General features: G+C 72.4%; 22 protein-coding genes. 14 read left to right on the forward strand and 8 right to left on the reverse strand.

What is annotated here, in order from left to right; all coding sequences use genetic code 11:
- Positions 1-19: 19 nt before the first annotated feature.
- The gene (locus ACGF3H_RS20765; protein WP_362497750.1) at positions 20-1,417 is read right to left on the reverse strand and encodes a diaminopimelate decarboxylase; all 1,398 of its coding nucleotides are present in this window, start codon (positions 1,415-1,417) and stop codon (positions 20-22) included.
- Positions 1,418-1,577: 160 nt separating this feature from the next.
- On the opposite strand from ACGF3H_RS20765, the gene hutU reads away from it, so the two are divergent.
- Genes hutU through hutI form a run of 4 tightly spaced genes read left to right on the forward strand, consistent with a single transcriptional unit; the run spans position 1,578 to position 7,082 of the window.
- Complete coding sequence (gene hutU, locus ACGF3H_RS20770) at positions 1,578-3,314, forward strand: urocanate hydratase (protein WP_362497748.1); 1,737 nt, start codon at positions 1,578-1,580, stop codon at positions 3,312-3,314.
- A complete protein-coding gene (locus tag ACGF3H_RS20775) occupies positions 3,311-4,528 on the forward strand; it encodes an allantoate amidohydrolase (protein ID WP_362497747.1) in 1,218 nt (405 codons plus the stop codon). The genes hutU and ACGF3H_RS20775 overlap by 4 nt, the downstream gene beginning before the upstream one ends.
- Positions 4,525-5,868 (forward strand): formimidoylglutamate deiminase, encoded by a 1,344-nt coding sequence (locus ACGF3H_RS20780; protein ID WP_362497744.1) that lies wholly within the window; start codon positions 4,525-4,527, stop codon positions 5,866-5,868. Before ACGF3H_RS20775 ends, ACGF3H_RS20780 begins: the two co-directional genes overlap by 4 nt.
- Positions 5,869-5,906: 38 nt before the next feature.
- The gene (gene hutI / locus ACGF3H_RS20785) at positions 5,907-7,082 is read left to right on the forward strand and encodes an imidazolonepropionase (RefSeq protein ID WP_362497742.1); all 1,176 of its coding nucleotides are present in this window, start codon (positions 5,907-5,909) and stop codon (positions 7,080-7,082) included.
- Positions 7,083-7,156: 74 nt separating this feature from the next.
- On the opposite strand, the gene ACGF3H_RS20790 is transcribed toward hutI, so the two are convergent.
- On the reverse strand, positions 7,157-8,083 hold the full coding sequence (locus ACGF3H_RS20790) for an RNA polymerase sigma factor SigF (protein ID WP_362497739.1): 927 nt from the start codon (positions 8,081-8,083) through the stop codon (positions 7,157-7,159).
- Positions 8,084-8,322: 239 nt separating this feature from the next.
- On the opposite strand from ACGF3H_RS20790, the gene ACGF3H_RS20795 reads away from it, so the two are divergent.
- On the forward strand, positions 8,323-8,700 hold the full coding sequence (locus tag ACGF3H_RS20795; RefSeq protein WP_362497737.1) for an STAS domain-containing protein: 378 nt from the start codon (positions 8,323-8,325) through the stop codon (positions 8,698-8,700).
- Between the two features lie 188 nt (positions 8,701-8,888).
- Positions 8,889-9,464 carry an ATP-binding protein gene (locus ACGF3H_RS20800; protein ID WP_362497735.1) on the forward strand — a complete coding sequence of 192 codons (576 nt, stop codon included), beginning with the start codon at positions 8,889-8,891 and terminating at the stop codon, positions 9,462-9,464.
- Between the two features lie 544 nt (positions 9,465-10,008).
- Here the strand turns inward: ACGF3H_RS20800 and ACGF3H_RS20805 are convergent.
- Complete coding sequence (locus ACGF3H_RS20805) at positions 10,009-11,505, reverse strand: MFS transporter (RefSeq protein WP_393816518.1); 1,497 nt, start codon at positions 11,503-11,505, stop codon at positions 10,009-10,011.
- 547 nt (positions 11,506-12,052) lie between these two features.
- Between ACGF3H_RS20805 and ACGF3H_RS20810 the strand changes: the two genes are divergently transcribed.
- The gene (locus ACGF3H_RS20810; protein ID WP_355175935.1) at positions 12,053-12,730 is read left to right on the forward strand and encodes a response regulator transcription factor; all 678 of its coding nucleotides are present in this window, start codon (positions 12,053-12,055) and stop codon (positions 12,728-12,730) included.
- Between the two features lie 35 nt (positions 12,731-12,765).
- On the forward strand, positions 12,766-14,037 hold the full coding sequence (draK, locus tag ACGF3H_RS20815; protein WP_362500054.1) for a two-component system sensor histidine kinase DraK: 1,272 nt from the start codon (positions 12,766-12,768) through the stop codon (positions 14,035-14,037).
- A 7-nt stretch (positions 14,038-14,044) separates the two neighbouring features.
- On the opposite strand, the gene ACGF3H_RS20820 is transcribed toward draK, so the two are convergent.
- Positions 14,045-14,617 carry a GtrA family protein gene (locus ACGF3H_RS20820; protein ID WP_362500053.1) on the reverse strand — a complete coding sequence of 191 codons (573 nt, stop codon included), beginning with the start codon at positions 14,615-14,617 and terminating at the stop codon, positions 14,045-14,047.
- Positions 14,618-14,781: 164 nt separating this feature from the next.
- On the opposite strand from ACGF3H_RS20820, the gene ACGF3H_RS20825 reads away from it, so the two are divergent.
- The 3 genes from ACGF3H_RS20825 to ACGF3H_RS20835 are packed head-to-tail and all read left to right on the forward strand — an operon-like array spanning position 14,782 to position 17,644.
- A complete protein-coding gene (locus ACGF3H_RS20825; RefSeq protein ID WP_362500052.1) occupies positions 14,782-15,921 on the forward strand; it encodes a 5-(carboxyamino)imidazole ribonucleotide synthase in 1,140 nt (379 codons plus the stop codon).
- A complete protein-coding gene (gene purE / locus ACGF3H_RS20830; protein ID WP_362500051.1) occupies positions 15,918-16,460 on the forward strand; it encodes a 5-(carboxyamino)imidazole ribonucleotide mutase in 543 nt (180 codons plus the stop codon). The genes ACGF3H_RS20825 and purE overlap by 4 nt, the downstream gene beginning before the upstream one ends.
- A 5-nt stretch (positions 16,461-16,465) precedes the next feature.
- Complete coding sequence (locus tag ACGF3H_RS20835; protein ID WP_362500050.1) at positions 16,466-17,644, forward strand: dipeptidase; 1,179 nt, start codon at positions 16,466-16,468, stop codon at positions 17,642-17,644.
- Here the strand turns inward: ACGF3H_RS20835 and ACGF3H_RS20840 are convergent.
- The gene (locus ACGF3H_RS20840) at positions 17,593-18,735 is read right to left on the reverse strand and encodes an alkene reductase (RefSeq protein ID WP_362500049.1); all 1,143 of its coding nucleotides are present in this window, start codon (positions 18,733-18,735) and stop codon (positions 17,593-17,595) included. The genes ACGF3H_RS20835 and ACGF3H_RS20840 overlap by 52 nt on opposite strands.
- 55 nt (positions 18,736-18,790) lie before the next feature.
- Here ACGF3H_RS20840 and ACGF3H_RS20845 point away from each other — a divergent pair, with 55 nt between their 5' ends.
- Entirely contained in the window at positions 18,791-19,147 is a 357-nt protein-coding gene (locus ACGF3H_RS20845; protein WP_362500059.1) for a MerR family transcriptional regulator, read from the forward strand.
- Positions 19,148-19,254: 107 nt separating this feature from the next.
- A complete protein-coding gene (locus ACGF3H_RS20850; protein ID WP_362500048.1) occupies positions 19,255-20,385 on the forward strand; it encodes a dipeptidase in 1,131 nt (376 codons plus the stop codon).
- Between the two features lie 11 nt (positions 20,386-20,396).
- On the opposite strand, the gene ACGF3H_RS20855 is transcribed toward ACGF3H_RS20850, so the two are convergent.
- Both ACGF3H_RS20855 and ACGF3H_RS20860 read right to left on the reverse strand, forming a co-directional pair.
- Positions 20,397-20,789, reverse strand: coding sequence for a VOC family protein (locus ACGF3H_RS20855; protein ID WP_362500047.1), 393 nt, complete (start codon positions 20,787-20,789; stop codon positions 20,397-20,399).
- Between the two features lie 28 nt (positions 20,790-20,817).
- Positions 20,818-21,189: a VOC family protein gene (locus ACGF3H_RS20860; RefSeq protein WP_362500046.1), complete on the reverse strand. Its 372-nt coding sequence runs from the start codon at positions 21,187-21,189 to the stop codon at positions 20,818-20,820.
- A gap of 91 nt (positions 21,190-21,280) precedes the next feature.
- Here ACGF3H_RS20860 and ACGF3H_RS20865 point away from each other — a divergent pair, with 91 nt between their 5' ends.
- On the forward strand, positions 21,281-21,787 hold the full coding sequence (locus ACGF3H_RS20865; protein ID WP_362500045.1) for a CGNR zinc finger domain-containing protein: 507 nt from the start codon (positions 21,281-21,283) through the stop codon (positions 21,785-21,787).
- Positions 21,788-21,900: 113 nt separating this feature from the next.
- On the opposite strand, the gene ACGF3H_RS20870 is transcribed toward ACGF3H_RS20865, so the two are convergent.
- Positions 21,901-23,244: a UDP-glucose/GDP-mannose dehydrogenase family protein gene (locus ACGF3H_RS20870; protein ID WP_362500044.1), complete on the reverse strand. Its 1,344-nt coding sequence runs from the start codon at positions 23,242-23,244 to the stop codon at positions 21,901-21,903.
- Positions 23,245-23,409 lie beyond the last annotated feature (165 nt).

A 23,409-nucleotide genomic window follows, 5' to 3' on the forward strand; every position in this document is an offset into this window, starting at 1 on the left:
CCACGACGTGCGCCGCACCCTACGAAGCGCCCGCACCCCCACGGCGAAGCCCGCTCAGCGAGCCGACGTACGCACCGCCCGCCTCGGCCACGATCTCCTCGACGCTCTGCGCCTCCCGCACGGTCGCGAAGGCGACGCCCCCCGAGCCGTCCGCCACGAACCCGTACACGGCGGGCCGCGCCAGCGAGTTGTACGCGTAGTGGTGCGCGAAGTAGTACGCCCCCGTGTCCAGCGCCGCCGCGTAGTCGCCCTGCTCCAGCAGCGGCAGTGCCCGCCCCGTCGCCAGCAGGTCCCCCGCGAAGCACGCCGGCCCCGCCACGTCCTGCACCACGTCCGGCCCCTCCTTCGGCAGTCCCTTGCCGTCGTACGCGGCGATCCGCAGCGGCCACGCCCCCGGCGCGTACACCGTCCGCGTCGCCACCTGCACGCCCGCGTGCGTCACCGCGACCGGCCGGCCCCCGGCGCTCTTGGCGTACTCCACCCGGGCCACGACCGTGCCGTGCTTGGCCAGCAGCGACCGTCCGAACTCGGTGACCAGCCCGTACCGCCCGTCGAACAGCCCCGGCACCGCCTCGCGCAGCGTGCGCGCGTACGCGGCGTAGGTCGGCGTCGTCTCGTCGGAGGCGAAGTTCACCGGCAGCCCGCCGCCGATGTCGAGCGTGTCCACCTGCCGGCGCCCGGCACGCTCGTTGATCTCCTCGGCGAGCGCGTACGTCTCGGTCACACCCTCGGCCATCAGGCTGAGCGGAATGCCCTGGGAGCCGGTGTGCGCGTGCAGGCGGGTCAGCCAGGGCCGGTCCAGATACGCCCGCACCACCCACTCGCGCGCCCCCTCGTCGCGCAGCGCCACGCCGAACTTCGAGGTGGCCGTGGCCGTCGACAGCGCCTCGATGGCGCCGCCTCCGACCTGCGGGTTCACCCGGATGCCGAGCGGGGACCGGCTCGTCCCCGCCGCCGTCAGCGCGTCGAGCCGCGCCAGCTCCTGCGGGTTGTCCGCGTTGACGGCGATGCCCAGCGCCAGCGCCTCGCGCAGCTCGTCCGGCGTCTTGGCGGGCGAGTCCAGCACCGTCCGCTCCGCCGGCACGCCCGCGGCCCGCGCCAGGGCCAGCTCGCCGGGGCTCGCGACCTCCGCGCCGATGCCCTCCTCGTGCAGCAGCCGCAGCACCGGGACCAGGGGGGACGCCTTCACCGCGAAGGCGTGCAGCACGTCCGTCCCCGGCGCCGTCACCGCCGCGAACGCCGCCCGCAGCGCCGCCGCCGACTCCCGGATCCCGGCGACGTCCAGCAGTCCGGCGATCGGGGCGCCGGGCCCGAGCAGCCCCTGCTCCACGGCCGCCCGCACCGCCTCGTCCCGCAGCGCGGCCCGCTCCGCGTCGCCGCCGTCCAGATCACCGCTCGTGCCCACGCCGTCGCTCACGCGATCCTCCGTCCCTTCGCCGTCTGCCCGGACGTCCAGCCAAACATCCGCGCCGCGCCCGCGCCGCGACACGGGCGTATTGACTAGTTCTATTCACAAGGCGAGGATATGAATATCCGCAGTAACAATCCGCCGGGAGCAAGCCACCAGGAGGCAGACCATGTCCGGACCCCGCCCGCCCGTCTCCCGCCACCACCCTCAACCGAGGCCCTACGGGCCGCCCCCTGGTGGAGTCCGAGCGCCGCGCGGCACGCAGCCGAGCGCCCTGGGCTGGCAGCAGGAGGCCGCCCTGCGGATGCTGCAGAACAACCTCGACCCCGAGGTCGCCGAGCACCCCGACAAGCTCGTCGTCTACGGCGGCACCGGCAAGGCGGCCCGCGACTGGCGCTCCTTCGACGCCATGGTCCGCACCCTGGAGACCCTCAAGCAGGACGAGACGATGCTCGTCCAGTCGGGCCGCCCGGTCGGCGTCATGCAGACCCACGAGTGGGCCCCGCGCGTCCTCATCGCCAACTCCAACCTCGTCGGCGACTGGGCCAACTGGGAGGAGTTCCGCCGCCTGGAGGCCCTCGGCCTGACCATGTACGGGCAGATGACGGCCGGCTCCTGGATCTACATCGGCACCCAGGGCATCCTCCAGGGCACCTACGAGACCTTCGCCGCCGTCGCCGCGAAGAAGTTCGGCGGCACCCTGGCCGGCACCATCACCCTCACCGCCGGCCTCGGCGGCATGGGCGGCGCCCAGCCCCTCGCGGTCACCATGAACGACGGCGTCGCGATCTGCGTCGACTGCGACCCCCGCGCCATCGACCGCCGCATCGAGCACCGCTACCTCGACGTGAAGGCCGACTCCCTCGACCACGCCCTGCACCTGGCCACCGAGGCCCGCGACCGGCGCAAGCCGCTGTCCATCGGCGTCCTCGGCAACGCCGCCGAGCTGGTGCCGCAGCTCCTCGCCATGGGCGCCCCCATCGACATCGTGACCGACCAGACCTCGGCCCACGACCCCCTGGCGTACCTCCCCACCGGCATCGCCTTCGAGGACATGGCCGACGCCGCCGCCAAGGACCCGGCGGGCTTCACGACCCGCGCCCGCGAGTCCATGGCCCGGCACGTCGAGGCCATGGTCGGCTTCCAGGACGCCGGCGCCGAGGTCTTCGACTACGGCAACTCCATCCGCGGCGAGGCCCAGCTCGCCGGGTACGACCGGGCGTTCGCCTTCCCCGGCTTCGTCCCCGCCTACATCCGCCCCCTGTTCTGCGAGGGCAAGGGCCCCTTCCGCTGGGCCGCGCTGTCCGGCGACCCCGCCGACATCGCCAAGACCGACAAGGCGATCCTCGACCTCTTCCCGGAGAACGAGTCGCTGGCCCGCTGGATCAAGATGGCCGGCGAGCGCGTCCACTTCCAGGGCCTGCCCGCCCGCATCTGCTGGCTCGGCTACGGCGAGCGCGACAAGGCCGGCGAGCGCTTCAACGACATGGTCGCGAGCGGTGAGCTGGCCGCCCCGATCGTCATCGGCCGCGACCACCTCGACTGCGGCTCCGTCGCCTCCCCCTACCGGGAGACCGAGGCCATGCTCGACGGCTCCGACGCCATCGCCGACTGGCCGCTGCTGAACGCCATGGTCAACGTGGCCTCCGGCGCCTCCTGGGTCTCCCTCCACCACGGCGGCGGCGTCGGCATGGGCCGCTCGATCCACGCCGGGCAGGTCACGGTCGCCGACGGCACCGCCCTGGCCGGCGAGAAGATCCGCCGGGTCCTCACCAACGACCCCGGCATGGGCGTCATCCGGCACGTCGACGCCGGGTACGACATCGCCGAGTCGGTGGCCGGGGAGCGGGGCGTGCGGGTGCCCATGCGCGAAGGCGACGGGACGCGCGAGGGTGGGGCCGCGTGAGCTTCCACAGCATGTGGGCGGAGCTGCTGCCGGTCGGCCGCAGCTCCGCCTCCGGCGGCTACCGCCGCTTCGCCTGGACCGGCGCCGACGCCGACTGCCGGGCCTGGTTCCGGCAGCAGGCCGAGGCGCGCGGCCTGGCCCACGAGGTCGACCGCAACGGTAACCAGTGGGCCTGGCTCGGCGACCCGGCCGCCGGCGACGCCGTCGTCACCGGCTCCCACCTGGACTCGGTGCCCGACGGCGGCGCCTTCGACGGCCCCCTCGGGGTGGTCTCCGCCTTCGCGGCCCTGGACGAACTGCGCCGCAGGGGAGCGCGGATCACCAGGCCGCTGGGCATCGTCAACTTCGGTGACGAGGAGGGCGCCCGCTTCGGCCTCGCCTGCGTCGGCTCCCGGCTCACCTCCGGGGCGCTCACCGTCGAGCAGGCCCGGCGCCTGACCGACGCCGACGGCATCACGCTGCCCCAGGCCATGGAGGCCGCCGGACACGACCCGGAGGCCATCGGACCCGACCACGAACGCCTGGACCGCATCGGCGCCTTCGTCGAACTCCACGTCGAGCAGGGCCGCGCCCTCGACCTGTCCGGCGACCGGATCGGCATCGCCAGCGCCATCTGGCCGCACGGACGCTGGCGGTTCGACTTCCGCGGCGAGGCCAACCACGCCGGCACCACCCGCCTCGCCGACCGGCGCGACCCGATGCTCTCCTACGCCGAGACCGTCCTCGCCGCCCGCCGCGAGGCCGAACTCGCCGGTGCCGTCGCCACCTTCGGCAAGATCGCCGTCGAGCCGAACGGCGTCAACGCGATCCCGTCCCTGGTCCGCGGCTGGCTCGACTCCCGCGCCGCCGACCAGGGGAGCCTGGACACCGTGGTCACCGGCATCGAGAAGGCGGCCCGCGAGTACGCCGCCGCCCACGGCGTCGACCTCGACGTCGTCCGCGAGTCGTTCACGCCCGTCGTGGAGTTCGACCACGCCCTGCGCGACGAACTCGCCCGCATCCTGGGCAGCGACACCGAGCTGAAGGTCCCCGTCCTCGGCACCGGGGCCGGACACGACGCGGGAATCCTCTCCGGACGCGTCCCGACCGCCATGCTGTTCGTACGCAACCCCACGGGTGTCTCGCACTCCCCGGCCGAATCCGCCGCCGAGGACGACTGCGTGGCCGGGGTGAACGCACTCGCCGACGTACTGGAAGGGCTGGCCCGCACGTGACCCCCACCCCGCGGACGTACTGGCTGGAACACGCCTGGCTCGGCACCCACGTCGAGCCGGGCGTCGCCCTGGAGGTGGGCGAGGGCCGCTTCACCGCCGTCCGGCAGGGCGTCGCCACCCCGCCCCCCGGCTCCGAGATCCTCCGCGGCCTGACCCTGCCCGGACTCGCCAACGCCCACAGCCACGCCTTCCACCGGGCCCTGCGCGGCACCGTCCAGGTCGGCTCCGGCACCTTCTGGACCTGGCGCGAGGTCATGTACTCCGTCGCCGACCGGCTGACCCCCGAGACCTACCACGACCTCGCCCGCGCGGTGTACGCCGAGATGGCCCTGGCCGGCATCACCACCGTCGGCGAGTTCCACTACGTCCACCACGCCCACGGCGGCGCCCCCTACGCCGACCCCAACGCGATGGGCGAGGCCCTGATCGAGGCCGCCGCCGCGGCCGGCGTCCGCATCACCCTCCTCGACACCTGCTACCTCTCCGCCGGCTTCGGCGAACCCCCGAACACCCATCAGCTCCGCTTCTCCGACGGGACGGCGGAGGCCTGGGCGGAACGCTGTTCCGTTCTCAAGGAACGGGATCACGCACGGATCGGTGCGGCCATCCACTCCGTACGGGCCGTGCCCGCGGACCAGCTGGCGACCGTGGCGCACTGGGCCGGGGAACGGCGGGCCCCGCTGCACGTGCACCTGTCCGAGCAGACGGCCGAGAACGACGCCTGCCTGCGGGCCCACGGACGCACCCCGACCCGCCTCCTCGCCGACCACGGCGTGCTGGGACCCCGCACCACCGGCGTCCACAACACGCACCTCACCGACGAGGACGTCGCCCTGCTCGGCGACAGCCGCACCGGCACCTGCATGTGCCCCACCACGGAACGGGACCTCGCCGACGGCATCGGCCCGGCGGCCGCCCTCCAGCGAGCGGGCTCCCCGCTCTCCCTCGGCTCGGACAGTCACGCCGTCGTCGACCTGCTGGAAGAAGCGCGCGCCATGGAGCTGAACGAACGCCTGCGCACCCGCACCCGCGGCCACTGGACCGCCGCCGCCCTGCTGCGCGCCGCCACCGCCGACGGTCATGCCGCCCTCGGCTGGGACGACGCCGGCCGCATCGAGGCCGGGGCCCGCGCCGACCTCACGACGATCGCCCTGGACTCGGTCAGGACAGCGGGGCCGCTGCCCAGGCTCGGCGCCGAGACGGCGGTATTCGCGGCGACCGCGGCGGACGTACGGCACACGGTCGTGGGCGGGCGTCACGTCGTACGCGACGGGGCCCACACGCTCGTCGCCGACGTGTCCGGCGCCCTCGCGCGGGCCGTCGAAGCCCTGCACGCCTGACCACCCACCCCCGCCCCCACGAGGACGTCACGGACACCATGAGCAGCAGCACCGTCATCACCAACATCGCCGCACTCGTCACCAACGACCCCTCCCTCGGCGACAACTCCCCCCTCGGACTGGTCCGGGACGCGGCCGTCGTCATCGACGGCGACCGCATCGCGTGGACCGGTGAATCAAGCAAAGCACCCGCCACTGACAACCGCGTCGACGCCGGCGGCCGGGCCGTCCTGCCCGGCTTCGTCGACTCCCACTCCCACCTCCTCTTCGCGGGCGACCGCACCGAGGAGTTCAACGCCCGCATGTCCGGCCGCCCCTACAGCGCCGGCGGCATCCGCACCACCGTCGCCGCCACCCGCGCCGCGAGCGACGAGGAACTGGAGGCCGGGCTCACCCGCTACCTCGCGGAGGCCCTGCGCCAGGGCACCACGACCTTCGAGACCAAGTCCGGCTACGGCCTGACCACCGCCGACGAGTCCCGCGCCCTGCGCATCGCCGCCCGCCACACCGACGAGGTCACCTACCTCGGCGCGCACGTCGTCGCCCCGGAACTCGCCGACGACCCGGCCGCCTACGTCGCCCTGGTCACCGGCGAGATGCTCGACGCCTGCGCCCCGCACGCCCGCTGGGTCGACGTGTTCTGCGAGAAGGGCGCCTTCGACGGCGACCAGGCCCGCGCGATCCTCACCGCCGGCCGGGCCAAGGGCCTGCACCCGCGCATCCACGCCAACCAGCTCTCCTACGGCCCCGGCGTCCAGCTGGCCGTCGAGCTGGACGCCGCCAGCGCCGACCACTGCACCCACCTCACCGACGCCGACGTGGACGCCCTCGCCCACAGCGACACGGTCGCCACGCTGCTGCCGGGCGCCGAATTCTCCACCCGCGCCGAGTGGCCGGACGCCCGCCGGCTCATCGACGCCGGCGCCACGGTCGCGCTCTCCACCGACTGCAACCCCGGCTCGTCGTTCACGTCCTCCGTCCCCTTCTGCATCGCCCTCGCGGTGCGGGACATGGGGATGACGCCGGACGAGGCGGTCTGGTCGGCCACCGCGGGCGGTGCGGCGGCCCTGCGCCGTGACGACGTCGGCCGCATCGCGCCGGGCGCGTACGCCGACCTGACCCTCCTCGACGCCCCGAGCCACGTCCACCTGGCCTACCGGCCCGGCGTGCCGCTGGTCGACGGGGTGTGGCGGCGCGGCGTGCGCGTCGTGTGACGTCCGCCGGAACCCGAAGGGGGGCGGCCCGGCCCGGACCGCCCCTCTGGAGGACAAGCGTCACCCGGTGAGGATCACTCCTCGACCGTGAGCCCCTTGCGCAGCCGTACCAGCGTCCGCGACAGCAGCCGGGACACGTGCATCTGGGAGATGCCGAGCTCCTCGCCGATCTCCGACTGGGTCATGCCCGCCACGAACCGCAGGGAGAGGATCTTCCGGTCCCGGGGCGGCAGTTCGGCGATCAGCGGCTTCAGCGACTCGACGTACTCGATGCCCTCGAGCCCGTGGTCCTCGTAGCCGATGCGGTCGGCGAGCGCGCCCTCCGCGTCGTCCTCCTCCGGCTGGGCGTCCAGCGAGGAGGCGGTGTAGGCGTTCGAAGCGGCCATGCCCTCGACGACCTCGTCCCGGGACAGGCCGAGGTGCTCCGCCAGTTCGGACACGGTCGGGGCGCGGTCGAGGCGCTGGGCCAGCTCGTCACCGGCCTTGGCCAGGTCGAGCCGCAGCTCCTGCAGGCGGCGCGGGACGCGCACGGACCACGAGGTGTCGCGGAAGAAGCGCTTGATCTCGCCGATGATGGTCGGCATCGCGAACGTGGGGAACTCGACACCGCGCGACATCTCGAAGCGGTCGATCGCCTTGATCAGGCCGATGGTGCCGACCTGGACGATGTCCTCCATCGGCTCGCTGCGGGAGCGGAAGCGGGAGGCGGCGAACTTGACGAGCGCGAGGTTGAGCTCGACGAGCGTGTTGCGCACGTACGAGAACTCGTGGGTGCCTTCGTCCAGCGACTCGAGCCGCTCGAAGAGGGTCTTCGACAGGGCTCGGGCGTCCGCCGGAGTCACCTCGTCGTAGGCGGGGATGTCCGGAAGCCCGGCGAGGGTGCCGTCGTGGTCGACGACGGCGTCGTGGTGCTCGATGGGATCCAGATGTTCCGGAGGGAGTGTCGACGTCGCTTCCTGGGTACGCGATCCGTCGAGCCGGGGTGACATGATGTCCTCCATCGTTCTCGGCACAGGGCTGCCGAAGCCAATTGCGTGCACTGCGGTGTGCGGCGCCTCCAAAGCCGGCCGTGTCGGGTGTGTGTTCCTACTAGGCCTACCGGGTTTACCGAGCCCACCGCAAGTGTGTTCTGTGCGTGTATGTCCGTTTGTGTGCAGTTGTTCGGGTGTCGGAGTGCCGCGGGAAGGCGTAGTGTTCGAGGGCGTCAGCAGCAGTCACGACGTCGGGAGAGAGAGACGGCATGGACCGCGGGACGGTCGGTAGCGCACAGTCGGGTCGGCTTCTGGTCGAGGTGCGCGAAGAGGGCCCCAGTGCCGTCGTAACCCCGGCGGGTGAGTTGGATCACCACACCGCCGATCTGTTGCGCGAGCCTCTGGAGGAGTGCCTCGCCAAGGGGTTCAGCCGGCTCGTCGTCGACTGTTCGCGTCTGGAGTTCTGCGACTCCACAGGACTCAACGTCCTGCTCGGCGCGCGGTTGAAGGCGGAAGCCGCGGGAGGCGGCGTGCATCTCGTGGCCATGCAGCCGGTGGTGGCGCGCGTGTTCGAGATCACGGGGGCCGAAGCGGTCTTCACCCTCCACGACACGCTCGAGGCGGCCCTGTCGGACGAGTCCGACTGAGCCGTCGCCGCGGGCGCGGCGGCGGGTCTCGTGCGGCCTCTGATGCCGGCGTTTTCACCCCGTCCCGTGTTTCGTGGCCAATACAGGGGTGTTCAGCCGGTCCGGTCGGGCAGGAGACATCCTGACTGTGACTGTGACTGTGTACGACTTTGAAACGTGAACTGGTGAATCGGTGAGGTGAAGCGCTGATGAGCACCACCCGGCCCTACTCGCCGGGCGACCGCGGTCCGGAGCCCAGCGGCGCTTCCGGGGCGTCCGATGCGGACGCACCCGGGGCCGGTGAGCCCGGGGGAAGCGGGACGCCCGCTCCTGGGACCGGCGTGCCCGCATCCGCGTCGGCGGGCGTGGCGGGCGGCCGCCAGGTCCGCAGGCTGAGCTTCGACGAACAGAGCGGCGTCGTGCCGCTCGCCCGTGACTTCACCCGCCAGGCCCTGTACGCGTGGGGCTGGCTGCCCTCCGCCACCGCCGACCAGCGTGCCGCCGCGGAGGACGTGCTGCTCGTCGTCTCCGAGCTGGTCACCAACGCGTGCCTGCACGCCGAGGGGCCGGACGAGCTGTCGATCACCTGCGACAAGAAGGTGATCCGGCTGGAGGTCTCCGACCGTGGCGCGGGCCAGCCCGCACCCCGCACCCCGCACCGCGCGGGCCGCCCCGGCGGCCACGGCATGTTCATCGTGCAGCGCCTGTGCCTGGACTGGGGCGTCGTCCGGACCCCGGGCGTCGCCGGCAAGCGGGTCTGGGCGGAACTGGGCGCCCCGGCGTAACCGTCGCCGGGCGTCGGCCGACCCGCCCTCCTTCCGTCGCAACGGCGTCACGGCACAGCCCTGGCCCTTCCGAGCCGCCAGGGCCCGTGGACGTCTCTCACGGCATCCCGTGCCCCCGTATCCCGCACTGAGGCGGGGTTTCAGTGCTGCCGACCGGCGAAGCGCACTGCGTGCGACCGGGCGGGGACGGCTCACGCGGCCCCGCGCCACCGGTGCGCCCCTGCGCCCACCCGTGCCGCCCTTGCGGCACGCCTGCCCGCAGCTGCGTCCTCCAGGGGGCCCCTGCGGCATGTACTGCTGCCCGCAGCTACAGCTACGTCATCCAGGCCGCCCCTTGCGGCATGTCTGTCCGCAGCTACGACGTCGAGGGCGCGTCTGCGGCATGTCTGTCCGCAGCTACGACGTCGAGGGCGCCTCTGCGGCATGTCTGCCCCGCAGCTACGGCGGCGAGGCCGTAGGGCGCCCCGTCCCCGAATGCCCGGAGGGCCACCGCATCCGGGTGGGATGCGGTGGCCCTCCGACAGCAAGGTCCGGCCGGCAGGCCTCAGCGGACGTCGCCCATGAGCTCCTTGACGCGCTTGCGGTACATCCAGATCGCGACACCGGCGACCACGGCGAGCGTGGCCTCCAGGGCCACGATGCCCGTCTTGTTCAGGTCGACGCCGGCGATGGAGAGCAGGCCGGTCGTGGCGTCACCGGCGGTGACGGCCAGGAACCAGACGCCCATCATCTGCGACGCGTACTTCACCGGCGCCATCTTCGTGGTGACCGACAGGCCGACCGGCGAGAGCATCAGCTCACCACAGGTCTGGACGAAGTAGATCGCCACCAGCCACATCGCGGCCGCCTTGTGACCGCCGTCGGCGATCGCCAGCGGGGCGAGGAAGAGGAAGAAGGACGCGCCGACCAGGACCAGACCGCCACAGAACTTGACGACCGTGCTCGGCTCCTTGCCGCGGCGGTTCAGCGCCAGCCACAGGGAGGCGAAGACCGGGGCCAGGGCCATGATGATGACCGGGTTGACCGACTGGTACCACGAGACCGGGAACTCCCAGCCGAACACGCTGTTCTCGGCGGAGGAGTCCGCGAAGATCGACAGCGTCGAGCCGCCCTGGTCGTAGATCATCCAGAACACGGCCGCGGCGACGAAGAACCAGATGTACGCCGACATCTTCGACTGCTCGCCGCGGTCCAGCGACTTGTCGCGCTTGATGCGGGACAGCACCAGGATCGGGATGATCACACCGAGCAGGGTCAGCGGGACCAGGATCCAGTTCAGCGTGTAGTGGCCGGAGAAGCCGACGATCGCGTAGAACACGACGGCGATCGCGGCCCAGAACGCGGCCTTGCGCAGCGTCGAGGTCTTCTCCTCCGCCGACAGCGGCTTCGGGACGACGCTGGAGTGGGGGTCGAGGTGGCGGCTGCCGATCAGGAACTGGACCACACCGAGAGCCATGCCGACCGCCGCGAGCGCGAAGCCCAGGTGCCAGTTGACGCTCTCACCGATGGTGCCGATGGTCAGCGGCGCGATGAAGGCACCGAGGTTGATGCCCATGTAGAAAACGGTGAAGCCACCGTCGCGGCGCGGGTCGTCCGGGCCGTCGTAGAGCTGGCCGACCATCGTGGAGATGTTGGCCTTCAGCAGACCCGAGCCGATGGCGACCAGACCCAGGCCCGCGTAGAACGTGCCCGAGGTGGGCAGGGCCAGCGTGAGGTGGCCGAGCATGATGACGCCGCCGGCGATGGCGACCGTCTTGCGGGGACCCCAGACGCGGTCGCCGAACCAGCCGCCCGGCATCGTGAGCAGGTACACCAGCGACAGGTACACCGAGTAGATCGCGGTCGCGGTGCCGGCGCTGAGGCCGAGACCGCCGGGAGCGACGAGGTACAGCGGGAGCAGAGCCCTCATGCCGTAGTAGGAGAAACGCTCCCACATCTCGGTCATGAAGAGAGTGGCCAGTCCGCGGGGGTGGCCGAAGAAGGTCTTCTCGGAACCGGGGGTGCCCGGACGGACCGAGTCCTTCGTCAGGCTGGACGCCATGGTCGTTCCTTGCTGTCGGGACGCGCTCATGAGGCGATGCGCGCCCGGTGGGGGGCAGCCGGCACCGGCGGCCTCACCCGTCCGACCCCACGCCTGAGGGATTCGCACCGGATCACGGAGCGATGGACGGCGACCACCGGGATCCACGCCTCCGCGCGCTTCACTGCACGCGATGAGGCCCGGCCACAGGTCATTCCTTTCGAGGCCGGCCGTGGACCGGCCCGCACACGAAAGCGACCTTCAGCGTCGAACTGCCGCCAAAGGTCCTCTGGGTGCTACAGGCGCTGATTCACCATACGGCAGGACACCGCCCGGTATGGAAGGACTTGAGACGCGGATCACAGGTGACGACGGAACCGCGAACGGTCTTTCGAAGGTCCATTCCAGGATGGCACCCCACAGCCGCAGGTCCGACACCGGGGCTCCGGTGCAGGCCGGACGGCATGCGCCGGTCCCGGGTGCGGCACCTGTCCGGCATGTCCGGAGGTAAGAGACCCTCACGCCGATCACACCCCGGGCGTTGCTCCGAGCGGACTACCATCAGCTCATGACCCGTGTACTGCTCGCCGAGGACGACGCGTCCATTTCGGAGCCGCTGGCCCGCGCACTGCGCCGGGAAGGGTACGAGGTCGAGGTGCGTGAGGACGGCCCCACCGCGCTCGACGCCGGGATGCAGGGCGGCGTCGACCTGGTGGTGCTGGACCTCGGGCTGCCCGGCATGGACGGACTGGAGGTCGCCCGCCGGCTGCGTTCCGAGGGGCACGCGGTGCCGATCCTGATCCTGACCGCCCGCGCCGACGAGGTGGACACCGTCGTGGGCCTGGACGCCGGGGCGGACGACTACGTCACCAAGCCCTTCCGGCTGGCCGAGCTGCTCGCCCGGGTCCGCGCCCTGCTGCGGCGCGGTGCCGCCGAGCCGCAGCAGCCGCCCGCCACGCACGGCGTGCGCATCGACGTCGAGTCGCACCGGGCCTGGATGGGCGACGAGGAGCTCCAGCTCACCGCCAAGGAGTTCGACCTGCTGCGGGTCCTGGTGCGCGACGCCGGCCGGGTGGTCACCCGCGACCAGCTGATGCGCGAGGTCTGGGACACCACCTGGTGGTCGTCGACGAAGACCCTCGACATGCACATCTCCTGGCTGCGCAAGAAGCTGGGCGACGACGCGGCCAACCCCCGCTACATCGCCACCGTGCGCGGCGTGGGCTTCCGTTTCGAGAAGAACTGAGCCCTCCGGGGCCGTACGCGGGTACGTAGGGGAACATGCGCCGCCGACTGATCCAGTCCACGCTCGCCGTGGTGCTCGTCGTGATCGCCGTCTTCGGCGTCTCCCTCGTCATCGTCGAGACCCGCACGATCAGCACCACCGCCCAGGAACGCGTGGACCTGGAAGCGGTGCGGCTGGCCAGCATCGTGGACAGCCGGCTGCTCGGCACCGGCTCCGTCGACGCGGGCTTCCTGCGCGAACAGGTCGCGGACGCCCGGTACGCCGTGATCCGCATCCCCGGCGAGCGGGTCATCGAGGTCGGCAGCAAGCCGGAGGGCGACGTCATCCGGGGCAAGGCCACCGGCGAAGAGGGCGAGACGGTCCTCGTGGAGGAGCCGCGCTCCTCGGTGACCCGGGAGGTCGGCCGGACCCTGCTCATCATCGGCCTGGTGGCGCTGCTCGCGGTGATCGCCGCGGTGCTGCTGGCCATCCGCCAGGCCAACCGCCTCGCCTCCCCGCTCACCGACCTCGCCGAGACCGCCGAACGCCTCGGCTCGGGTGATCCGCGCCCGAGGCACAAGCGCTACGGCGTCCCCGAGCTGGACCGCGTCGCGGACGTCCTGGACTCCTCCGCCGAGCGCATCGCCCGCATGCTCACCGCCGAACGCCGCCTCGCCGCCGACGCCTCCCACCAGCTGCGCACGCCGCTGACGGCGCTGTCCATGCGGCTGGAGGAGATCACCCTCACCGACGAGCCGGAGACGGTGAAGGAGGAGGCGACGATCGCGCTGTCGCAGGTGGAGCGGCTGACGGACGTCGTGGACCGGCTGCTGACGAACTCCCGCGACCCGCGCAGCGGCTCCGCCGTCACCTTCGAGCTGGACGACGTCATCCAGCAGCAGATCGCCGAGTGGCGCCCCGCCTACCGCAGCTCGGGGCGGGCGATCGTCAGCTCCGGCAAGCGGCACCTGACGGCCGTGGGCACGCCGGGCGCGGTGGCGCAGGTGCTGGCCGCGCTGATCGAGAACTCCCTGATGCACGGTGGCGGCACGGTGGCCCTGCGGACCCGGGTCACGGGCAACCAGGCGGTGGTCGAGGTCACCGACGAGGGGCCCGGCGTCCCGGCCGACCTGGGGGCGCGGATCTTCGAGCGCACCATCAGCGGGCGGAACTCGACGGGCATCGGCCTGGCCGTCGCCCGGGACCTGGCCGAGGCGGACGGCGGCCGTCTGGAACTCCTCCAGTCCCGGCCGCCGGTCTTCGGCCTGTTCCTGTCCCGGACGCCACCGAAGAAGACGTCACCGGACGAGGGGACGACGGTGCGTTAGCCACCAATCAGCGGTGGGCCGCGGGGGCGCTGTCGGCCTTGCGCACCGCCGCCGGGCGTTCCCGCTCCCCGGCGGAGGCCGCCCGCGTCCTCGGCTCGGGCGCGGGCAGCGTGCGGAAGACCCAGCTGCGGTACGACCAGAAGCGGAACAGCGTGCCGAGGCCGATGCCGAGGAACTTGAAGATGTTGCTCTGCAGCGAACTGTCCCAGCCGAAGCCGTACGTCGCCGTGTAGAGCACCCCGTTCTCGATCACCAGGCCGATCGCGCTGAACAGCAGGAACAGCGACATCTCCCGGGTGCGGCCGCTCTTGTCGCGGTCCCGGTACGTGAAGTAGCGGAAGCCCAGGTAGTTGAAGACGATCGCGACGACGGTGGCGACGATGCTCGCCCGCACCACCTGGAGGTCGGTCACGTGCCGGACCAGGTTGAAGACGAGCAGGTTGACGAGCACTCCCGCGCCGCCCACCGCGCCGAACTTCAGGGCCTCACGGACCAGCCGGTCGAGCCGCCGCCGCAGGCCGCCGCGGGGTGCGGAGGGTGCCGGGGGAGCCGTACGGGCACCCGAGGAACCATGTCCCATGGTCGTGCAGGCCCCCGTCCATCGGTCGGCATCGGTCACGTCATGCTAACCACCCGGGGATGCGATCTTCCTGCGGGCGCGGGAATCACGGGCAGAGGGGCCGGGGGACGGCCGGAGAACGGCCGGTAAACCGGTGGGCTCCGCGCGGCCGATACGCTAGGGGTGTGACGTTCCCGGTAGTCGGCATGGTCGGCGGTGGCCAGCTCGCTCGTATGACACACGAGGCGGGCATCCCGTTGGGCATCAGGTTCAAGCTTCTCAGTGACACCCCTCAGGATTCCGCGGCGCAGGTCGTCAGCGATGTCGTCATCGGCGACTATCGCGACCTCGACACGCTGCGCGCGTTCGCGAGGGGCTGCGACGTGATCACTTTCGATCACGAACATGTACCGACCGAGCATCTACGGGCCCTGGAGGCGGACGGCATCCCCGTGCGCCCCGGCCCCGACGCGCTGGTCCACGCCCAGGACAAGGGGGTGATGCGAGCGAAACTGGTCGAGATCGGCGTGCCCTGTCCGCGGCACCGGATCGTCAGCGATCCGGCCGACGTGGCCGCCTTCGCGGCCGAGGGCGAGGGATTCCCCGTCGTCCTCAAGACGGTCCGCGGCGGATACGACGGCAAGGGCGTGTGGGTCGTCGACTCCGCCGAGGAGGCCGCCGAGCCCTTCCGGGCCGGCGTGCCCGTGCTGGCGGAGGAGAAGGTCGACTTCGTCCGCGAGCTGGCCGCCAACGTGGTCCGCTCCCCGCACGGCCAGGCGGTGGCCTATCCCGTCGTCGAGTCCCAGCAGGTCAAGGGCGTGTGCGACACGGTGATCGCCCCCGCCCCCGACCTCGACGAGGCGCTGGCCCTGCGCGCCGAGGAGATGGCCCTCGGCATCGCCAAGGAACTCGGCGTCGTCGGCCACCTCGCCGTCGAGCTGTTCCAGACCCGCGACGGCCGCGTCCTCGTCAACGAACTGGCGATGCGCCCGCACAACTCCGGCCACTGGACCATGGACGGCGCGATCACCTCGCAGTTCGCCAACCACGTCCGCGCCGTCCTCGACCTGCCGCTGGGCGACCCCCGCCCGCGCGCACCGTGGACGGTCATGGTCAACGTCCTCGGCGGCGACTACCCGGACATGTACTCCGCGTACCTGCACTGCATGGCCCGCGACCCCCGGCTGAAGATCCACATGTACGGCAAGGACGTGAAGCCCGGCCGCAAGGTCGGCCACGTCAACACCTACGGCGACGACCTGGACGACGTGCTGGAGCGCGCCCGTCACGCTGCCGGCTACCTGAGAGGGACGATCACCGAATGAGCCAGGCCAGCCCGGTGAGTCCGGTCGTGGGCATCGTCATGGGGTCGGACTCCGACTGGCCCGTGATGGAGGCCGCCGCCAAGGCGCTCGACGAGTTCGAGATCCCCTACGAGGTCGACGTCGTCTCCGCGCACCGCATGCCGCACGAGATGATCGCCTACGGCGAGCAGGCCGCCGGCCGCGGACTCAAGGCGATCATCGCCGGGGCCGGGGGCGCCGCCCACCTGCCCGGCATGCTCGCCTCCGTCACCCCGCTGCCGGTCGTCGGCGTCCCCGTGCCGCTGAAGTACCTGGACGGCATGGACAGCCTCCTGTCCATCGTGCAGATGCCGGCCGGCGTCCCCGTCGCGACCGTCTCGGTCGGCGGCGCCCGCAACGCGGGCCTCCTGGCCGCCCGCATGCTCGCCGCCCACGACGAGGACCTGCTCGCCCGGATGCGCGAGTTCCAGCAGGACCTCAACGACCAGGCGACCGAGAAGGGCAAGCGCCTGCGCAACAAGGTCGCGGGCTCGGCAGCCGCCTTCGGCTTCGGGAAGTGACCCCGATGACGTCACTGGACCGGGCCCGGGAGCTGTTGCGGGAGTTTCCCGTCGTCGACGGTCACAACGACCTGCCGTGGGCGCTGCGCGAGCAGGTCCGCTACGACCTCGACGCCCGGGACATCGCCGAGGACCAGTCCGCCCACCTGCACACCGACCTCGCCCGGCTGCGGGCCGGCGGCGTCGGTGCGCAGTACTGGTCGGTGTACGTCCGCTCGGACCTGCCGGGTGCGGTGACGGCGACGCTGGAGCAGATCGACTGCGTGCGGAGGCTGATCGACCGCCACCCCGAGCAGCTGCGGGCCGCGCTGACCGCCGCGGACATGGAGGCGGCCCGCGCCGAGGGCCGTATCGCGTCGCTGATGGGCGCCGAGGGCGGCCACTCCATCGACAACTCGCTCGCCACGCTCCGGGCGCTGTACGCGCTCGGGGTGCGCTACATGACGCTCACACACAACGACAACGTGGCGTGGGCGGACTCGGCGACCGACGAGCCCGGCGTCGGCGGTCTGTCGGCCTTCGGCCGGGAGGTCGTGCGGGAGATGAACCGCGAGGGCATGCTGGTCGACCTCTCGCACGTCGCCGCGACGACGATGCGGGACGCGCTGGACGCCTCCACCGCGCCGGTGATCTTCTCGCACTCCTCCGCCCGGGCCGTCTGCGACCACCCGCGCAACATCCCGGACGACGTGCTGGAGCGGCTGCCCGCCAACGGCGGCATGGCGATGGTGACGTTCGTGCCGAAGTTCGTGCTCCAGGCCGCGGTGGACTGGACGGCGGCCGCCGACGAGAACATGCGGGCGCACGGCTTCCACCACCTGGACACCAGCCCGGAGGCGATGAAGGTCCACCACGCCTTCGAGGAGCGCACCCCGCGCCCGGTCGCCACGGTGTCCACGGTCGCCGACCACCTCGACCACATGCGCGAGGTCGCCGGCGTCGACCACCTCGGCATCGGCGGCGACTACGACGGCACACCGTTCACGCCGGACGGCCTCGACGACGTCTCGGGCTACCCGAACCTGGTCGCCGAGCTGCTCGACCGCGGCTGGTCCCGGGCCGACCTGACCAAGCTGACCTGGAAGAACGCGGTGCGGGTGCTGGACGCCGCCGAGGACGTGGCCCGGGGGCTTCAGGCGACACGGGGGCCGTCCAACGTGACGCTCGAGGACCTGGACGGCTGAGCCGTCTCCTCTCCGAGGGCGGGGTAGTCGGTGTAACCGGTCGCCCCGCCCACGTACATGAGGTACCGGTCCCGTACCGGGTTCAGCGGTGCCCCGAGCCGCAGCCGCTCCACCAGGTCGGGGTTGGCCAGGAAGGGCCGGCCGAGGGCGACCAGGTCGGCGCCGGCGGCGAGCAGCCGCTCGGAGGCGCGGCGCACGGTGTCCGTGGCCGGCTCCTCGCCCAGCACCGGGTTGGCGATCAGGACGCCCGGCCATCCGGCGCGGATCTTCCGGAACACGGGGTCGGCGGGGTCGGCGAAGACCTGGTGGAGATAGGCGAGGCCGAGTCCGCCGAGCCGCTCCACCAGCGCGGTGTAGATCTCCTCCGTCTCGCCCTCCGCGATGCCGTTGACGGTGTTGCCGGGGGAGACGCGCAGGCCCACCCGGTCGGCGCCGATCTCGGCGGCCACGGCCTCGGTCACCTCGGCCGTGAACCGGATCCGCCCGGCGACCGGACCTCCGTATCCGTCGGTGCGGCGGTTGGTGTTGGCGGCCAGGAACTGGTGCAGCAGGTGACCGTTGGCGGAGTGCACCTCGACCCCCTCGAACCCGGCGTCGAGCGCGTTGCGCGCGGCACGCGCGAAGTCCGCGACGGTGGTGCGGACGTCCTCGGCGGTCATCTCCCTCGGCACGACGGCCGGACGGTGTCCCGAGGGCGTGAAGACCGTCTCCGGCAGTGGCACCGGCGAGGGCGCGACGGGCGTCAGCCCGCTGGTCGCGGGATGGCCGACCCGGCCACCGTGCTGGAGCTGGAGGAACATCCGCCCGCCCGCCTCCCGCACGGCGTCGGTGACCTGCCGCCAGCCCGCCACGTGCCGGGCGCTGTGGACGGCGGTGATGTTCGGGTACGTCTGCCCGACCGCGTTCGGCGTGGCGGCCTCGGCGATGATCAGTCCGGCGGTGGCGCGCTGGGCGTAGTAGGTGGCCATGAGCGGCGTCGGGGTGCCGTCCGCCTCGGCACGGTTGCGGGTGAGCGGAGCCATCACGAGACGGTTGGGAAGCGTGAGCGGTCCGAGCGGGGCGGAGGCGAAGAGCTCTGTTGTGTTCGGCATGCCCGTACGCTAGAACCTGACATCAGTGTCAGAATCAAGTCCCGGAGGCGACGGCATGCGGATCGGCGAACTCGCCCGGCGTACGGGCGTCAGTGAACGCTCGCTGCGGTACTACGAGAAGCAGGGACTTCTCGCGGCCGAGCGTACGCCCGGTGGGCACCGCGAGTACGCGGAAGGGGCCGTCGACCGGGTCATCCGCATCCAGGAGCTGTTCGCGGCCGGGCTGTGCAGCAGCAAGATCGTCGAGCTGCTGCCCTGCATGCGGGACGGGGACGGCGGGCCCTCGGCCGTCGCCACGCCGAAACTGGTCGCCGACCTCACCGCGGAACGCGCCCGCATCGACCGGACCATCGCCGACCTGATCCGTTCCCGGGACACCCTGGACGAGGTGATCGACGCGGCCCGCGGCTGAGCGTGGGCCCCGCGCGCCGTGCCCCCCGAACGGCGCACTCATCAGGACCGCCCCACCTGCTCCGTGTGACGGTGGCCGTAACGCACGACGACCGTACGGAGCCCGTCATGGCAGACCTCCAGGACGACCTGCACACCGGTACCGAGGCCGGCGAGCTCGACGACCTGCCCGTCCCGCTGCCCGACGACGCCTTCCCGCCCGAGCCCTACGCGCCGGTCTCCGATCCCGACGACGAGCCGCTGACCCGCGCCCGCGCCGTGCTGGCCGCCCACCCGGTCGCCGACGGCTACTGCGGCCTGCCCCGCGCGCTCAAGCACCTGTCCTGGTACGACCTGGAGCTCGGCGAGAGCGGTGTCCACACGGACGTGCCCCGGCTGCGCGAAGGTCACGTCGGGGCCCTGTTCTGGTCGCTGCACCTGCCCGAGGGCATCGACGGCGACCGGGCCGTCGGCGCCACGCTCGAACAGCTCGACCTGGCCAGGACGGTCGTCGGCGCCCACCCCGAGGGGCTCCGGCTGGCCCACGACGCCGGGCAGACCATCGACGCCCGCAACTGCGGCCGCGTCGCCGTGCTGCCCGGCCCCGCCGGGGCCGCCGCGCTCGGCGACAGCATCGGCATCCTGCGCTCCCTGCACGCCCTCGGCCTGCGGGTGCTCACGCTGACCGGAACCTCCTGGGCGAGCGAGGCGGGGCTGACCCGGTTCGGCGAGGAGGTCGTCCGCGAGATGAACCGGCTCGGCGTCCTCGCGGACCTCTCCGGCGCCGGCGAGCCGACCGTCCGCCGCACCCTGGCCGTCTCCAAGGCGCCCGCGCTGTGCACCCGGTCCGCCGCCCGCGCCCTGCGTCCGCACCCCGCCAACCTCCCCGACGACCTGCTCGCCGAGCTGGGCGCGGCCGGGGGCCTGTGCATGGTGCCGCTGACCGCGGAGCAGACCGGCCCGACCGTCCGGGACGTCGCCGACCACCTGGACCACGTCCGCACCGTCGCCGGCCCGCGGAGCGTCGGCCTGTCCGGCACCTACGACACCGGCACCGCGCACCCGCTGGAGCTCGGCGACGCCTCCTGCTACCCCCGCCTGATCGCCGAGCTGCTGCGGCGCGGCTGGGACGAGGCGGACGTCGCCCTGCTCACCTGGGGCAACGTGCAGCGCGTGCTGCGGGGCGCGGCCTTCACCGCCCGTGCGGCGCAGCTGCGGCGCCGGCCGTCGAGCGCGACGATCGCCGCGCTCGACGGCTGAGCACCGTCGGCTCAGGGGTGTTCGATCCGGCACAGGCAGAACGGATGCCCCGCCGGATCCGCGTACACCATGAAGTCCTTCTTCTCCCGGTCCTCCAGGTCCAGCGGCCGGGCGCCCAGCGCGAGCACCTTCTCGTGCGCCGCGTCCATCTCCTCCCAGGTCGCCCCGCCGTCGAAGTCGAGGTGGAACTGCTGGGCGTTTCGGTCGGAGCGCGGCCACTCGGGCGGGGTCAGCTCGGGCACCCGCTGGAAGGCGATCCGGGGCCCTCCGGGCACCTGGAGCACCACCCAGTCCGGGTCCTCCTCGTCGGGAGTGCCGCCGCCGACCTGCGCGTAGAAGCGGGCCAGCTCGCGGGGCTCGGGACAGTCGACGACGACGGAGCGGAAACGTGCCACGGGTGCCATGGGGTTCCTTCCGGTGATGTGGGTGGTCTCAGCAGGCACAGAGGCAGAACGGGTGCCCGGCGGGATCGGCGTAGACGCGGAACGTGCGGGACCGGTCCTCGGCGTCCAGGGGACGCGCGCCGAGCTCCAGTACGGCCTTCTCGGCCGCGTCCAGGTCCGGCACGACGAGGTCGAGGTGGAACTGCTGCGCTCCGTCGGTCCCGGGCCACTTCGGCGGTACGTACCCGGGCGCGGCCTGGAACGCCAGGGCCTGCCCGCCGGGCAGTCTCAGGTCGACCCACTCGTCCTGTCCGTCGTTCTGGGCCTCGACGGTGCCGCCGAGGACGTCGGCGTAGAAGCGGGCCAGTGCGTGGGGGTCGGGACAGTCCAGGACGACGACACCCAGCTCGGCTACGGCCATGACTTCCTCCTTGAAGTCAGCGGTTACCCTCATACAGGAGTAACCGGTAACGGTTACTCCATGCTCCCCCATGGGGGGTAACGTCGCAAGCATGAGTGAGAGATCGCCCGCACCGGGTGGCCTGGACGTGATCGAGGCCCTGGTGAACACGCTGGACCTGGAGACGGGCGCCGACTCGCTGGGCACGCCGGAGGACCGGGCGCGCTTCGGCCTGACGGAGGACGAGGTGCCGGACGCGCGCGACCTGCGCGAGTCGCTGCGCGCGGCCCTGCTCGCGCACGCGGGGCACCCGCCGCACCGCCCGGTCACCCCGCTCGGCGAGCTGCTGGCCGGGGCCCCGCTGGTCGTGACGGTCGACCCGGCCGACGGCTCCGCCGCCCTCGCCCCGGCCCGTGCCGGGTCCCTGCCCGCCCGCGTCGCCGCGGCGGTCGCCGAGGCGCTGGTCGCGGGCACCTGGAGCCGCCTCAAGGCGTGCGAGGCCGCCGACTGCCACTGGGCGTACTACGACCGCAGCCCGGCCGGACGGGGGCGGTGGTGCTCGATGCAGGTGTGCGGGGCGCGCGCGAAGATGCGCCGGTACCGCGCCAAGGAGGCGTGACGCCCCGGGGGTTCACCGGCCGGCGCGCGGCCGGGTGGGGCACAATGCGGACGGACGCCGGTTCGGCCGACTGAGCCTCGGCCGAACCGGCGTCACCTGTCGTGTGGCCGGGCCTAGGCCGTCGGCCGGCCCATCGCCCGGTACGTCCACCCGGCCCGCCGCCAGGCCTCGGGGTCCAGCGCGTTGCGGCCGTCGAGGATCACCCGCGCCGCCGCCGCCTCGCCGAGCGCCTCCGGGTCCAGCTCGCGGAACTCCCGCCACTCCGTCAGGTGCAGCACGGCGTCGGCGCCGCGCACGGCCTCCAGCGCCGAGTCGGCGTAGCCGAGCGTCGGGAACAGCCGCCGGGCGTTCTCCATGCCCTTCGGGTCGTACACCGTCACCTGCGCGCCCTGGAGGTGGATCTGCCCGGCCACGTTCAGCGCGGGCGAGTCCCGTACGTCGTCCGAGTCGGGCTTGAAGGTGGCGCCGAGCACCGCGACCCGCTTGCCGAGGAACGGGCCGCCGCCCAACGCCTGCCGGGCCAGCTCGACCATCTGGCCGCGCTGGCGCATGTTGATGGAGTCGATCTCGCGCAGGAACGTCAGCGCCTGGTCGGCGCCCAGCTCACCGGCGCGGGCCATGAACGCCCGGATGTCCTTCGGCAGGCAGCCGCCGCCGAAGCCGATGCCGGCCCGCAGGAACTTCCGGCCGATCCGGTCGTCGTGCCCGATGGCCTCCGCCAGCTTGGCGACGTCGCCGTCGGCGGCCTCGCAGACCTCCGCCATCGCGTTGATGAAGGAGATCTTGGTCGCCAGGAAGGAGTTCGCGGCGGTCTTCACCAGCTCGGCCGTCGGGAAGTCGGTGACGACGAACGGAGAGCCCTCGGTGATCGGCGTGGCGTACACCTCGCGCAGCAGCTTCTCGGCCCGTTCGCTGCGCACCCCGACCACGATCCGGTCCGGGCGCAGCGTGTCCTGGACGGCGAAGCCCTCGCGCAGGAACTCGGGGTTCCAGGCCAGCTCGGCGTCGCCGCCCGCCGGCGCGTGCTCGGCGAGGTAGACGGCCAGCCGGTCGGCGCTGCCCACGGGCACGGTCGACTTGCCGACGACCAGGGCGGGGCCGCGCAGGTGCGGCGCGAGCGAGGCCAGGGCGGAGTCGACGTAGGACATGTCGCAGGCGTACTCGCCGTGCTTCTGCGGCGTGTTCACGCACAGGAAGTGCACGTCGCCGAAGGCCGCGACCTCCGCGAAGTCGGTGGTGAACCGCAGCCGTCCGCTGGACCCCTCGATGCCCGCGACGTGCTTGCGCAGCAGTTCCTCGAGACCCGGCTCGTACATCGGGACCTCGCCCCGCTGGAGCATCTCGATCTTCTCGGGCACCACGTCCAGGCCCAGCACCTCGAAACCGAGCTCGGCCATGGCCGCCGCGTGGGTCGCGCCGAGGTAGCCGGTGCCGATCACAGTGATCTTGAGGGCCATGGGTGCTCCAGAGGTGTACGGCTGAGGTGCGCGCCCGAGCATATCCGGGGCGCCGGGCGGAGCCCCTGGGCGGCTGTCGTCAACCTCACCTATCCACCGGCCCGGCGGCGTTCTAAAATTTGGGTTACTTAACGGTAGTTAGCGTGCTCAGCATCACAGTGTTTT

Origin of the sequence: Streptomyces sp. NPDC048185 (assembly GCF_043202495.1) — a bacterium.
Taxonomy (GTDB): Bacteria; Actinomycetota; Actinomycetes; order Streptomycetales; family Streptomycetaceae; genus Streptomyces.

Coding starts and splice junctions, on each gene's coding strand:
- hutU (WP_362497748.1), top strand. CDS start 1,578: ATGTCCGGACCCCGCCCGCCCGTCTCCCGCCACCACCCTCAACCGAGG.
- ACGF3H_RS20820 (WP_362500053.1), bottom strand. CDS start 14,617: ATGGGACATGGTTCCTCGGGTGCCCGTACGGCTCCCCCGGCACCCTCC.
- ACGF3H_RS20810 (WP_355175935.1), top strand. CDS start 12,053: ATGACCCGTGTACTGCTCGCCGAGGACGACGCGTCCATTTCGGAGCCG.
- ACGF3H_RS20865 (WP_362500045.1), top strand. CDS start 21,281: ATGAGTGAGAGATCGCCCGCACCGGGTGGCCTGGACGTGATCGAGGCC.
- hutI (WP_362497742.1), top strand. CDS start 5,907: ATGAGCAGCAGCACCGTCATCACCAACATCGCCGCACTCGTCACCAAC.
- ACGF3H_RS20840 (WP_362500049.1), bottom strand. CDS start 18,735: ATGCCGAACACAACAGAGCTCTTCGCCTCCGCCCCGCTCGGACCGCTC.
- draK (WP_362500054.1), top strand. CDS start 12,766: ATGCGCCGCCGACTGATCCAGTCCACGCTCGCCGTGGTGCTCGTCGTG.
- ACGF3H_RS20845 (WP_362500059.1), top strand. CDS start 18,791: ATGCGGATCGGCGAACTCGCCCGGCGTACGGGCGTCAGTGAACGCTCG.
- ACGF3H_RS20800 (WP_362497735.1), top strand. CDS start 8,889: ATGAGCACCACCCGGCCCTACTCGCCGGGCGACCGCGGTCCGGAGCCC.
- ACGF3H_RS20855 (WP_362500047.1), bottom strand. CDS start 20,789: ATGGCACCCGTGGCACGTTTCCGCTCCGTCGTCGTCGACTGTCCCGAG.
- purE (WP_362500051.1), top strand. CDS start 15,918: ATGAGCCAGGCCAGCCCGGTGAGTCCGGTCGTGGGCATCGTCATGGGG.
- ACGF3H_RS20860 (WP_362500046.1), bottom strand. CDS start 21,189: ATGGCCGTAGCCGAGCTGGGTGTCGTCGTCCTGGACTGTCCCGACCCC.
- ACGF3H_RS20790 (WP_362497739.1), bottom strand. CDS start 8,083: ATGGAGGACATCATGTCACCCCGGCTCGACGGATCGCGTACCCAGGAA.
- ACGF3H_RS20870 (WP_362500044.1), bottom strand. CDS start 23,244: ATGGCCCTCAAGATCACTGTGATCGGCACCGGCTACCTCGGCGCGACC.
- ACGF3H_RS20835 (WP_362500050.1), top strand. CDS start 16,466: ATGACGTCACTGGACCGGGCCCGGGAGCTGTTGCGGGAGTTTCCCGTC.
- ACGF3H_RS20850 (WP_362500048.1), top strand. CDS start 19,255: ATGGCAGACCTCCAGGACGACCTGCACACCGGTACCGAGGCCGGCGAG.
- ACGF3H_RS20805 (WP_393816518.1), bottom strand. CDS start 11,505: ATGGCGTCCAGCCTGACGAAGGACTCGGTCCGTCCGGGCACCCCCGGT.
- ACGF3H_RS20795 (WP_362497737.1), top strand. CDS start 8,323: ATGGACCGCGGGACGGTCGGTAGCGCACAGTCGGGTCGGCTTCTGGTC.